A 13,952-nucleotide genomic window follows, 5' to 3' on the forward strand; every position below is an offset into this window, starting at 1 on the left:
GCACATCGATGGAACAGGTCGTGGCGGCACTCCGTAAGTCGCTCACGGACAACGAGCGGCTGCGCGAGGAGAACGCCCGGCTCACCGCCGCGAGCAACGACCCGATCGCGATCGTGGCCATGGCGTGCCGCTACCCGGGCGGGGCCGGCACACCGGAAGACCTGTGGCGGCTGGTGGCCGGGGGCGTCGACGCGGTGTCCGGCTTCCCGGCCGACCGGGGCTGGGACCCGGACGTGTACGACCCGGAGCCGGGCGTGCCCGGCAAGTCGTACGCCCGGGACGGGGCGTTCCTGTACGACGCGGCGGAGTTCGACCCGGACTTCTTCGGGATCAGCCCGCGCGAGGCCCTGGCCATGGACCCGCAGCAGCGGCTCCTCCTGGAGGTCTCCTGGGAGGCGATCGAGCGCGCGGGTGTCGATCCGACGACGCTCAAGGGCAGCCGTACCGGGGTCTACGCCGGGGTGATGTACCACGACTACGCGGACGGCGCGGCGGGCAGCTTCGTCTCCGGCCGGGTCGCGTACACCCTCGGTCTCGAAGGCCCCGCGGTCACCATCGACACCGCCTGCTCGTCCTCACTGGTCGCCCTGCACACGGCCGCGCAGGCGCTGCGCTCCGGCGAGTGCTCGCTCGCCCTGGCGGGCGGGGTGACGGTCATGTCGACGCCCGACATGCTCGTGTACTTCAGCGGGCAGCGCGGCCTCGCTCCCGACGGCCGCTGCAAGCCGTTCGCCGCCGGAGCGGACGGTACGGGCTGGGGCGAGGGCGCGGGCGTCCTGCTGCTTGAGCGCCTGTCCGACGCCCGCGCCAACGGCCACCCCGTGCTCGCGCTGGTCAGCGGCTCGGCGGTCAACCAGGACGGCGCGTCCAGCGCGATGACCGTGCCCAACGGGCCCGCCCAGCAGCGTGTGATCCGCAACGCGCTCGCGGACGCGGGCCTGTCGGCGGCCGAGGTCGACGCGGTCGAGGCCCACGGCACCGGCACCCGCCTCGGCGACCCCATCGAGGCGCAGGCCCTGCTCGCCACCTATGGCCGGGGCAGGCCCGAGGACCGGCCGCTGTGGCTGGGCTCGGTCAAGTCGAACTTCGGCCACACGCAGGCGGCCGCCGGTGTGGCGGGCATCATCAAGATGGTCATGGCCATGCGCCATGGCGTCCTGCCCAAGTCCCTCCACGTGGACGCCCCTTCGGACCAGGTCGACTGGTCGGCGGGCGCGGTGGAAATCCTCACCGAGGCCCGGGAGTGGCAGCCGGAGGGACACCCGAGGCGGGCCGGTGTGTCCTCGTTCGGGCTGAGCGGGACAAACGCGCATGTGATCGTGGAGGAGGCCCCGGAGGTTCCGGTGGCCGCCGCCGAGCCGGTGGGCGAACTCCCGGTGATTCCATGGCTGGTGTCCGGGAAGACCCCCGACGCCCTGACCGCCCAGGCGGAGCGCCTGCTGTCCGTGGCAGGCGACCACCGCCCCCAGGACCTGGCCTACGCGCTGGCCACCACCCGTACGGCGTTCACCCATCGCGCGGTCGTGCTCGGCGACCGCCCGGCCGCGCTCGCCGCGCTGGCGGCGGGGGAGGAACACCCGGGGCTGGTGACGGGTGCCACGCGTTCGACCGGCAAGTCGGCGTTCCTGTTCACGGGTCAGGGTGCGCAGCGGCTGGGGATGGGTCGTGGTTTGTATGAGGCGTTTCCGGTGTTCGCGGGGGCGTTTGACGCGGTGTGCGGTGAGGTAGACGCGCACCTCGGGACGGCGTTGCGTGACATTGTCTGGGGGGAAGACGCGGATGCGTTGAACCAGACGTCCTTCGCCCAGCCCGCGCTGTTCGCGTTCGAGGTGGCACTGTTCCGGCTGGTGGAGGCGTGGGGTGTCACCCCGGATGTCGTGGTCGGTCACTCGATCGGTGAGTTGGCCGCCGCGCATGTGGCGGGGGTGTTGTCGCTCGCGGACGCTGCCCGGTTGGTGGTGGCGCGTGGTCGGTTGATGCAGGCGCTTCCCGCCGGCGGTGCGATGGTCGCCGTACAGGCCACCGAGGACGAGGTGCTTCCCCTCCTCACGGACGGGGTAGGCATCGCGGCCGTCAACGGCCCGCAAGCTGTCGTCGTCTCAGGAGTGGAATCCGAAGCCCTGGCGGTGGGCGAGCACTTCGCCGCCCTGGGTCGTAAGACGAGCCGTCTTCCCGTCTCGCACGCCTTTCACTCCGCCCTCATGGAACCGATGCTGGACGAGTTCCGTGCGGTAGCGGGCGGGTTGACCTACGCCGAGCCCCGCATACCCGTCGTCTCCACCGTCACCGGCGAGCTGTCGTCGGACTGGCGGTCCCCGGAGTACTGGGTCGGCCAGGTCCGGGAGGCCGTCCGGTTCGCGGACGCGGTGCGGACGGTCGAAGGGCTGGGTGCGCGTACGTTCATCGAGATCGGTCCGGACGCTGTCCTCACCGCGCTCGGGGCCGGGTCGGCGTCCGACGAGAACAGCACCTTCGTGCCGACGGTACGGAAGAAGCGCGACGAGGCCGAGGCACTGCTCGCGGCCCTGGGCCGGCTGTACGTGGACGGGGTCGCCGTCGACTGGGAGGCGTTCTTCGCCGGTACGGGTGCGCGCGGGGTCGACCTGCCCACGTATCCCTTCCAGCGCAGCCGTTTCTGGCTCGACGCGGTCAAGCCGGGGGGCGCGGCGCACCCGCATCCGCTGCTCGGCTCCGTGGTGACCCTGGCGGACTCCGGGGGCGCGGTGCTCACGGGCAGGCTCGCCGTGGCCGCTCAGCCGTGGCTCGCCGACCATGTGGTGCGGGACGCGGTGCTGTTCCCCGGCGCGGGATTCGTGGAACTGGCCGTGCGCGCGGGCGACCACGTGGGCTGCGCGGTCCTGGAGGAGCTGGCCCTGCACGCGCCGCTCGTGCTCGCCGAGGACGGGGCCGTCGCCGTGCAGGTCGTTGTCGGGACCGCCGACGCGTCGGCCCGGCGCACGGTCGGGGTGTACGCGCGGAACGAGAACCTGCCCGACGCCGACTGGGCGCTGCACGCGGAAGGGGTACTGGCCGAGGACACGCAGGCACCCGCCTTCGAGCTGTCCGTCTGGCCTCCGGCGGGTGCGGTGCCGTTCGCCCTGGACGGCGCCTACGAGGCGCTGCGCGAGCAGGGGCTCGCGTACGGTCCGGCGTTCCAGGGGCTGACGGCGGCCTGGCGGCTCGACGGTGACCTCTACGCCGAGGTCGCGCTGGGCGAGGACGTGACGGCCGACGCCTACGGGCTGCACCCGGCGCTGCTGGACGCGTCGATGCACGCCGCGCTGGTGGAGGGGGCCGGCGAGGACGATGGCGGAGGAACGGTCCTGCCGTTCGTCTGGAAGGACGTGCGGCTGTTCGCGGACGGCACGTCCACGGCCCGCGTACGCGTCTCCCGGCCGACGCCGCAGAGCCTGGCCCTGGAGATCGCGGACGCCTCGGGCGCCCCCGTCGCGTCGGTCGGCGGGGTCGTCGGCCGGGCGCTGGAAGCGGCGCCCGGTGACGCGGGAGCGGCGGTGGACCCGCTGTACCGGGTGGTCTGGCAGCCGGCCGGTGCCGCGCCCGCACCGGACGCGTGGCCGCGGTGGGAGGACGTACCCGCCGAAGGCCCTGTGACCGGCACCGTCGTCCTGGACTGCGCCCCCGTCGCGGCGGCGGAGGCGGACGTGCCGTCGGCCGCGCACGCCGTCGCCGTACACGTCCTGGACGTCATCCGGCAGTGGCTGGCCGACCAGCGCTTCGCCACCGCCACCCTCCTGGTCGTCACACGCGGCGCGGTGGCCGTGGCGGACGGCGAGCAGGTCGACGTGCGGCAGGCCCCGGTGTGGGGTCTGGTCCGGGCGGCACAGGCCGAGAACCCGGGCCGGTTCGTCCTGCTCGACACGGATGCGTCCGAGGGCCTTCCGCTCGCGTGGGCCGGCGACGAACCGGAGTCGGCGGTACGCGACGGCCGGGCGCTGATCCCCCGGCTGGCCCGCGTCACCGCACCCGCCGGGGTCACTGCTTCCGAACCGGTGTGGGACGAGGCAGGGACCGTCCTGATCACGGGCGGCACGGGCGGCCTCGGCGTGCTCGTGGCCCGCCACCTGGTCGCGGAGCACGGCGTACGGCACCTGCTGCTGGCAGGCCGCCGTGGCGCGCAGGCGCCCGGGGCCGAGGAACTGTGGGCGGAACTCGCCGAGTCGGGTGCGAGCGTGACGTTCGCCGCGTGCGACGTCGCCGACCGCGAGGCCGTGGCCGCACTTCTGGCCGGGGTGGACCCGGCCCACCCGCTGCGGGGCGTCGTCCACGCGGCGGGCGTCCTCGACGACGCGATGATCACCTCGCTCACCGCCGAACGGCTGCGCGGGGTCTTCGCACCCAAGGCGGACGCCGCCTGGCACCTGCACGAACTGACCCGGGACCTGGAGCTGTCGGCCTTCGTCCTGTTCTCCTCCATCGCCGGCACCCTCGGCTCCACGGGGCAGGCCAACTACGCCGCCGCCAACGCCTTCCTGGACGCCCTCGCCGCCCACCGCCGGGCCGAAGGGCTCGCGGCCTCGTCCCTGGCCTTCGGCCTCTGGGACACCCCGGGAGGCATGGGCACGGGTCTCGGAGCGGCCGAACTCGACCGCATGCGCGAGGCCGGAACCCCCGCGATCCCCGCCGACCGCGGCCTCGCCCTCTTCGACGCCGCCCTGCGCTCCGACGTGCCGGCCTCGGTCCCCGTACGCCTCGACCTCGCCGTCCTGCGCGCACACGCCGAGGACGTGCCCGCCCTGCTGCGGGGCCTCGTCCGGACCCCCGGCCGCCGGGCCGCGCGCGCCGGATCACCGGTGCTGCGCACCCGGCTCGCGGGCCTGACCGGTGCCGACCGGGCCGGGGCGGTCCTGGACCTGGTCCGTACGAAGATCGCGGCGGTCCTCGGGCACGCTTCGGGCGAGGCCATCGAACCGGGCCGCGCCTTCGACGAGCTGGGCTTCGACTCGCTCACCGCCGTCGAACTCCGCAACCGGCTCGACACGGAGACCGGCCTGCGGCTCCCCGCGACGCTGATCTTCGACCACCCGACGGCGGAGGCCGTCGCCGCGTTCGTCCTGACGCTCCTGGACGGGGCCCCGGACGCGGACCGCGAGCCTGCCCATGCCGTCGTGCGGGCGGGCGACGACGACCCGGTCGTCATCGTGGGCATGGCCTGCCGTTACCCGGGCGGGGTGACCACCCCCGACGAGCTGTGGCGCCTGGTCGCGGAGGGGGCGGACGCCATTGCCCCGCTGCCCGACGACCGGGGCTGGGACCCGGACGTGTACGACCCGGAGCCGGGCGTGCCCGGCAAGTCGTACGCCCGGGACGGGGCGTTCCTGTACGACGCGGCGGAGTTCGACCCGGACTTCTTTGGGATCAGCCCGCGCGAGGCCCTGACGATGGACCCGCAGCAGCGGCTCCTCCTCGAAGTGTCCTGGGAGGCGATCGAGCGGGCCGGTGTCGATCCGACGACGCTCAAGGGCAGCCGTACCGGGGTCTACGCCGGGGTGATGTACCACGATTACGCGGGCGGCACGGCGGGAAGCCTGGTGTCCGGCCGGGTCGCGTACACGCTGGGGCTGGAAGGCCCGGCGCTCACTGTCGACACGGCGTGCTCGTCCTCGCTGGTCGCTCTGCACTCCGCCGCCCAGGCGCTGCGGTCGGGTGAGTGCTCACTCGCTCTCGCTGGCGGTGTGACGGTGATGGCGACGCCCGACATGCTCGTGTACTTCAGCGAACAGCGCGGCCTCTCCCCGGACGGCCGCTGCAAGTCCTTCGGCGCCGGAGCGGACGGTACGGGCTGGGGCGAGGGCGCGGGCGTCCTGCTGCTTGAGCGGCTGTCCGATGCCCGTCGCAACGGTCACCCGGTCCTCGCGGTGGTGCGTGGCTCGGCCCTCAACCAGGACGGCGCCAGCAACGGCCTCACCGCCCCGAACGGGCCGGCCCAGCAGCGTGTGATCCGCCAGGCCCTGGCCGACGCGGGTCTGTCGGCGGCGGAGGTCGACGCGGTCGAGGCCCACGGCACGGGCACCCGGCTCGGCGACCCGATCGAGGCGCAGGCCCTGCTCGCGACGTACGGCCAGGGGCGCGACGAGAACCTGCCCCTGTGGCTGGGGTCCATCAAGTCCAACATGGGCCACACGCAGGCGGCTGCCGGTGTGGCGGGCATCATCAAGATGGTGATGGCGATGCGCCACGGGGTGCTGCCGCCGACCCTGCATGCGGAGGAGCGTTCGGACCAGATCGACTGGTCGGCGGGCGAGGTGGAACTGCTCACCGAGGCCCGTGACTGGCAGCCGGCCGGCCGGCCGAGGCGCGCGGGCATCTCCTCCTTCGGGCTGAGCGGGACGAACGCGCATGTGATCGTGGAGGAGGCTCCCGAAGCCGCGGAGGCGGAGCCCGGCGTCGAACTTCCGGTCGCCCCTTGGGTGGTGACGGCGAAGACCCCGGACGCCCTGCCCGCCCAGGCGGAACGGCTGCTGTCCGTGGCCGGTGACCACCACCGCGCCGAGGACATCGGTTACTCGCTCGCGGCCGCGCGGTCGGTGTTCGAGCACCGGGCGGTGGTTCTCGGTGACCACACCGATGCGCTCGGCGCGCTCGCGACCGGTGAGGAACACCCGGGAGTGGTGCGGGGAGCGGTGACGAAGGGCAAGTCGGCGTTCCTGTTCACGGGGCAGGGTGCGCAGAGGCTGGGGATGGGTCGTGGTTTGTATGAGGCGTTTCCGGTGTTTGCGGGGGCGTTTGACGCGGTGTGCGGTGAGGTAGACGCGCACCTTGGGACGGGGTTGCGTGAGGTGGTGTGGGGGGAAGACGCGGATGCGTTGAACCAGACGTCCTTCACCCAGCCCGCGCTCTTTGCGTTCGAGGTCGCGTTGTTCCGGCTGGTCGAGGCGTGGGGTGTCACCCCGGATGTGGTGGTCGGGCACTCGATTGGTGAGTTGGCTGCCGCGCATGTGGCGGGGGTGTTGTCCCTCGCGGACGCGGCACGCCTGGTCGTTGCCCGGGGCAGGCTCATGCAGGCGCTTCCCGCAGGTGGCGCGATGGTCGCTGTTCAAGCGACCGAGGACGAGGTGCTTACGCGTCTGACGGGCGGGGTATCCCTGGCGGCCGTCAACGGTCCGCAGGCTGTCGTCGTCTCAGGAGTGGAGTCCGAAGCCCTGGCGGTGGGCGAGTACTTTGCCGCGCTGGGTCGTAAGACGAGCCGTCTTCCCGTTTCGCACGCGTTCCACTCGGCGCTCATGGAGCCGATGCTGGATGAGTTCCGGACGATCGCGGCCGGGCTGTCGTATGCCGAGCCGCGCGTTCCGGTTGTCTCCACTGTCACGGGTGCTTCGTCCTCCGCCTGGCAGACCCCGGAGTACTGGGTCGGTCAGGTCCGTGAGCCGGTCCGGTTCGCGGACGCTGTGGGCGCCGCCGAAGCTCTCGGGGCCCGTACGTTCATCGAGATCGGCCCGGACGCCGTCCTCACCGCACTCGGCGCCGGGTCCGCCACCGACGACACGACCACCTTCATCCCCCTCGTACGCAAGAAGCGCGACGAGGCAGAGTCCCTGGCCGGCGGCCTGGCGCGGGTCTTCGTGGGCGGCGGACGGGTGGAGTGGGAGGCGTTCTACGCCGGTTCGGGGGCACGGAAGGTCGAGCTGCCCACGTACGCCTTCCAGCGCACCCGCTACTGGCTCGAAGCGCCCGTTTCCGAGGGCGGGGCCGTTGCCGCGTCCGGGCAGGTCGCGCTCGACCACCCGGTGCTCCGTGCGGCGGTGGTTCTGCCCGACGACGGTGGTGTGGTGCTCACCGGCAGGCTGTCCGCCGGTACGCACGGCTGGGTCGTCGATCACAACGTCCTCGGGAGCGTCCTGCTCCCCGGCACCGGCTTTGTCGAGCTGGCCGTCCGGGCGGGCGAGCAGCTGGACTGCGGGCTGCTCGAAGAACTCACCCTGCAAGCGCCCCTCGTCCTGCAACCCCTGGGCGGGATCGCCGTACAGGTGGCGGTAGGGGCGGCCGACGAGAACGGGCGCCGGACCGTGGCGATCCACTCGCGCGTTGACGACCAGCCGGACATGCCGTGGACCCGCCACGCCGAAGGGGTGCTGGCGCCCGTGGCGGACGAGGACGGGCCGGACGGGCTCATGGACTGGCCGCCGGCCGGGGCCGAGGAGCTGACCGTTGCCGGTGCGTACGAGGACCTGGCAGCCGCCGGGTACCACTACGGGCCGGTGTTCCAGGGACTCACCGCCGCCTGGCGCCTCGGTGAGGAGCTGTACGCCGAGGTCCGCCTGCCGGAGTCCGCCCACGAGGACGCCGCCCGCTTCGGCCTGCACCCCGCCCTGCTGGACGCCGCGATGCACGTCGGCCTGCTCGCGATCCCGGGCCGCGAGGACGGCGGGCAGACACTGCTCCCCTTCGCGTGGAACGGCGTCGCGCTGCACGCGGCCGGGGCCAAGGCGCTCCGGGTGCGGGTCACGCCCGTCGCTCAGCAGGACGGGCTCTCGTTGACCGTTGCCGATGAGCACGGCAGCCCGGTGCTCTCGGTCGAATCCCTGCTCTCCCGGCCCGTCTGGGGCGGGCAGTCGGGCCCCGGAACCGCCGAATCGCTGTTCCGGGTGGACTGGCAGCCCGTCTCCCTGAGCGACGGCGGCGGAACGGCGGACGTGCCTGCCCCCGCTCTGTTCGACTGCGCGGTGGAGGACGGGGAGGCGGACGACGTGCCGGGCGCGGTGCGTGAGGTGCTCGGGCGGGCGCTGGTGGCCGTGCAGGAGTGGCTGTCGGTGGACCGGCCCGAGGGTGCGGTGCTGGCCGTGGTCACCCGTGACGCGGTGGGCGAGTCGGTCGACGTGCGGCAGGCCCCGGTGTGGGGTCTGGTCCGGTCGGCACAGGCGGAGAACCCGGGCCGGTTCGTGCTGGTCGACACGGACGGCTCGGTGCCGGTCGACCGCCTGGTGGCTCTGGGCGAGCCGGAGTTGCTGGTGCGCGCGGGCGAGGTACGGGTGCCCCGCCTGGTTCCGGTGGCTTCGGGCGACGGGACCGCGGTGCCGGTGTGGAACGCCGAGGGGACCGTCCTGATCACGGGTGGTACGGGCGGTCTGGGTGCGCGGGTGGCCCGGCATCTGGTGGCTGAGCACGGTGTGCGCAGTCTGTTGCTGGTGGGGCGCAGGGGTGCCGAGACTCCGGGTGTCTCCGGTCTGGTGGCTGAGTTGTCCGGGCTGGGTGCTTCGGTCGGGGTCGCCGCGTGTGATGTGGCGGATCGGGAAGCCGTGCGGGCGGTGATCGAGTCCGTGGATCCGGCGCGTCCGCTCTGCGGGGTCGTTCATGTCGCTGGGGTTGCCGACAATGGTGTGGTTGGTGCGTTGACGCCTGAGCGGGTGGCTGGGGTTCTGCGTCCGAAGGTGGACGCTGCCTGGCATCTGCACGAGTTGACCCGCGATCTGGATCTTTCGGCGTTCGTGATGTTCTCGTCCGCGGGTGGTCTGGTTCTGGCGGCCGGGCAGGGCAACTACGCGGCGGCCAACGTCTTCCTCGACGCGCTTGCCGCCAAACGTCATGCCGAGGGTCTGCCCGCCTCCTCGATGGCCTTCGGCCTCTGGGCCGTCGACACCGGCATGGCGGCCGACCTCGCCGATGCCGACCTGGAGCGCATGCGCCGTGCCGGGATGCCGGCGCTCTCCGAGTCGGAGGGGCTTGAGCTGTTCGACGCCGCGCTGGACTCGGGGCTTGCGGCCACCGTGCCGCTCCACGTCGACCCGGGCGCCCTGCGCACCCGTACCGACGAACTCCCCGCACTCCTGCGGGCGATGGCCCCGCCCGCACGGAAGCGGGCCGCGGCCGGCGCTCCGAAGGGCGCCTGGCTCGCGGCGCGGATCGCCGGGTGCGACGAGGAGGAGCGGACCGGGATCGTCCTGGACGTCGTACGGGGGCATGCGGCCGCCGTGCTCGGCCACGCGTCGGGTGAGGCGATCGAACCGGACCGGGCGTTCGGGGAGCTGGGCTTCGACTCGCTCGGCTCGGTCGAACTGCGCAACCAGCTCACGGCGGTCAGCGGGGTGCGGCTGCCGGCCACGCTGATCTTCGACTACCCCAGCGCGGCGGAGGTCGCCGCATACATCGCGGCCCGGCTGGTTCCGGCCGTACCCGTGTCCAGGGCGGAGGCGGACCTCAAGAAGCTGGAGGCCTCGCTGACGACCGACGCCCCTCCCGCCGGACCCGAACGCGCCCGCCTCGTGCAGCGCTTGCGGGAGCTGGCCGGCCGACTCGACGCCTCGCAGCAGGACGAGCCGGACGACGCAGGTCAGGACCTGGACGAGGTCACCGCGGACGAGCTGTTCGACATCCTCGACAACGAGCTCGGCAGCCCGGCCGCCCCCTGACGTCCGCCCCGCCCCACCCGGCGGTACGGGCACCCCGGCCGGGGTGTGCGACAGCTGTACAGCAGCCGTCGCACACCCCGGCCTTTTGCGCCATTCCTCCCCCGCCGGACCGGGTCCCGCGGCAGGGGTGGGTTAAGGGTAGGCCGCCCCTCAACGCCCTCAGTAGCGTTCGAAATCCGATCGACGTTGGACGCCGCGTGAGTGAGTCGCCACGGATCGTCTACCAGAGGGAGTAGGTCTCTGTGAGCAACGAGGAGCGACTTCTCGAGTACCTGAAACGGGCCACGACCGACCTGCGCGACGCGCGCCGCCGGCTGGCGGACGCCGAACGCCGGCTCGAAGAGGCGGGCACGTCCGGCCGTACCCGGTACGACGACGACCCGGTGGTCATCGTCGGAATGGGCTGCCGCTACCCGGGCGGTGTGACGACCCCGGAGGAACTGTGGCGGGTCGTCGCGGACGGCGTCGACGCCATCAGCGAGTTCCCGGCCGACCGGGGCTGGGACCCGGACGTGTACGACCCCGAGCCCGGCACCCCCGGCAGGACGTACGCCCGCGAGGGCGGCTTCCTCCACGACGCACCCGACTTCGACCCGGTCTTCTTCGGGATCAGCCCCAACGAGGCCCTGGTCACGGACCCCCAGCAGCGGCTGCTCCTCGAAGTGGCCTGGGAGGCCGTCGAGCGCGCCGGCATCGACCCGACCACGCTGAAGGGCACGTCCACCGGAGTCTTCGCCGGGGTGATGTACCACGACTACGCGCTCGGCGCGGAGCCCGGTTCCACCACGGCGGGCAGTGTGGTGTCCGGCCGGGTCGCCTACACGCTGGGGCTCGAAGGCCCCGCGGTCAGCGTCGACACGGCGTGCTCGTCCTCGCTCGTCGCGCTCCACATGGCCGCCCAGGCGCTGCGGGCGGGCGAATGCTCGCTGGCCCTGGCCGGCGGGGTGACGGTCATGTCGACCCCGGACATGTTCGTGTACTTCAGCACCCAGCAGGGCCTGGCGTCCGACGGCCGCTCGAAGTCCTTCTCCGCGTCGGCCGACGGCGTCGCCTGCTCGGAGGGTGCGGGCGTCCTGCTCCTGGAGCGGCTGTCCGATGCCCGCCGCAACGGTCACCCGGTCCTCGCGGTGGTGCGTGGCTCGGCCCTCAACCAGGACGGCGCCAGCAACGGCCTCACCGCCCCCAACGGCCCCGCTCAGCAGCGCGTGATCCGCCGGGCCCTGGAGGACGCGGGCCTGACGGCGGCCGAGGTCGACGCCGTGGAGGCGCACGGTACGGGCACGACCCTGGGCGATCCGATCGAGGCGCAGGCGCTTCTTGAGACGTACGGGCGGGAACGGCCCGAGGACCGGCCCCTGTGGCTCGGGTCCATCAAGTCGAACATGGGCCACAGCCAGGCCGCGGCCGGCGTCGCGGGGATCATCAAGATGGTCATGGCGATGCGCCACGGCGTGCTTCCCAAGTCCCTGTACGCACAAACCCCTTCGGACCAGGTCGACTGGTCGGAGGGTGCGGTGGAGCTGCTGGCCGAGTCCCGGGACTGGGTGGCCGGCGGCTCGGTGCGACGGGCCGGGGTGTCCTCGTTCGGGATCAGTGGGACGAACGCCCACGTGATCGTGGAGGAGGCGCCGGAAGAGACGGGGGAGGCGGCCGTGCGGGCCGCGCTCCCCGTGGTTCCTTGGGTGGTGTCGGCAAAGACTGAGCAGGCCCTCAGTGCTCAGGCCGCCCGCCTGCGGGAACAGGCCGCGGGAGAGCCCGGCACCGATGCGGCGGACATCGGGCTCTCCCTGGCCACCACACGTACCGCCTTCCTCCACCGGGCCGTGGTCATCGGCGACGACCGCGCGGAGGCCCTCGCCGCGCTCGCGGCCGGGAACGAACACCCCGGGGTGGTCGTGGGCCGGGCCCGCCGAGGAGGGAAGACGACCTTCCTGTTCACGGGTCAGGGTGCGCAGAGGCTCGGTATGGGCCGGGAGCTGTATGAGGCGTTTCCGGTGTTCGCGGGGGCGTTTGACGCGGTGTGCGGTGAGGTAGACGCGCACCTCGGGACGGCGTTGCGTGACATTGTCTGGGGGGAAGACGCGGATGCGTTGAACCAGACGTCCTTCACCCAGCCCGCGCTGTTCGCGTTCGAGGTCGCGCTGTTCCGGCTGGTCGAGGCGTGGGGTGTCACCCCGGATGTGGTCGTCGGTCACTCGATCGGTGAGTTGGCCGCCGCGCATGTGGCGGGGGTGTTGTCGCTCGCGGACGCTGCCCGGTTGGTCGTTGCCCGGGGACGTCTGATGCAGGCGCTTCCCGCCGGCGGTGCGATGGTCGCCGTTCAAGCGACCGAGGACGAGGTACTTACACGTCTCACGGACGGGGTATCCCTGGCGGCCGTCAACGGTCCGCAGGCTGTCGTCGTCTCAGGAGTGGAGTCCGAAGCCCTCGCCGTGGGCGAGCACTTCGCCGCGCTGGGTCGTAAGACGAGCCGTCTTCCCGTTTCGCACGCGTTCCACTCGGCGCTCATGGAGCCGATGTTGGATGAGTTCCGGTCGATCGCGGCCGGGCTGTCTTATGCCGAGCCGCGCTTCCCGGTTGTCTCCACTGTCACGGGTGCTTCGTCCTCCGCCTGGCAGACGCCTGAGTACTGGGTCGGTCAGGTCCGTGAGCCGGTCCGGTTCGCGGACGCGGTGGGCGCCGCCGAAGCCCTCGGGGCGCGTACGTTCATCGAGATCGGTCCGGACGCCGTCCTCACCGCACTCGGCGCCGGTTCCGTGAGCGACGAGGACACCGCCCTCGTGCCTCTCCTGCGCAGGAACCGTGCCGAGGCGGAGTCCCTGGTGGGAGCCGTGGGACGGCTGTACACGCAGGGTGTCCGGGTCGACTGGGAGGCGTTCTTCGCCGGCAGCGGGGCGCGGAAGGTCGAGCTGCCCACGTACGCCTTCCAGCGCACCCGCTACTGGGTCGAGGGCAGCGGGTCCACCGGGGCCGTGGTCCCGGTCGCGCACGACGAGCCCACCGCCGAGGAGTCGCAGCGTGCGGCGGCCGGGCTGCGGGCGGAGCTGGACGGGCTGGGTACGGCCGAGGCGGGGCGGGTGCTGCTGGCTCTGGTCCGTACGCATGTGGCGGCCGTCCTCGGGCACGCCTCCGTGGCCGTGGTCGAGACCGATCTCGCCTTCCGTGACATGGGCTTCGACTCGCTGGCCGCCGTGGAACTGCGCAAGCGGCTCACCGCCGCCGCGGGCTGCGACCTGCCCGCGACGCTCATCTTCGACTACCCGACCCCGCGTGCCGTCGCCGCGTTCCTGGCGGAGCGGCTGGAGTCCGAGTCCGGTGCGGGGGGCGGCGACCCGGCCGCCACGGTGCTGGCCGAGCTGGACCGCATCGAGGACGTGCTCGGCGGATTCCCCGTCACGGGCGGCGACGCGGAGACGGTCGGCGCCCGTGCGGACGCGATCACCGCCCGGCTGGAGGCCATCGTGCGGCGCTGGCGCGACGCACAGGGCGAACCGGTGACGGACGGCGAAGGACCCGACTTCGAAACGGTCACCGACGAGGAGCTGTTCGACGTGCTCGACAGCGAATTCGGCATCTCCTAGCCAGCGA

Annotated in this window: 2 protein-coding genes; both read left to right on the forward strand. The window is 72.8% G+C overall.

The window, feature by feature from the left end:
- Positions 1-8 precede the first annotated feature (8 nt).
- Positions 9-10,364: a type I polyketide synthase gene (locus P8A18_RS17105; RefSeq protein WP_306060963.1), complete on the forward strand. Its 10,356-nt coding sequence runs from the start codon at positions 9-11 to the stop codon at positions 10,362-10,364.
- 242 nt (positions 10,365-10,606) lie between these two features.
- Positions 10,607-13,945: a type I polyketide synthase gene (locus P8A18_RS17110; RefSeq protein WP_306055669.1), complete on the forward strand. Its 3,339-nt coding sequence runs from the start codon at positions 10,607-10,609 to the stop codon at positions 13,943-13,945.
- The last annotated feature ends 7 nt before the right edge of the window (positions 13,946-13,952 follow it).

The sequence above is a fragment of the Streptomyces sp. Mut1 genome, from assembly GCF_030719295.1.
GTDB lineage: Bacteria > Actinomycetota > Actinomycetes > Streptomycetales > Streptomycetaceae > Streptomyces > Streptomyces castrisilvae.

What these genes read in the sequence shown, in the direction of transcription:
- P8A18_RS17105 (WP_306060963.1), top strand. Translation starts at nt 9, where the DNA reads ATGGAACAGGTCGTGGCGGCACTCCGTAAGTCGCTCACGGACAACGAG.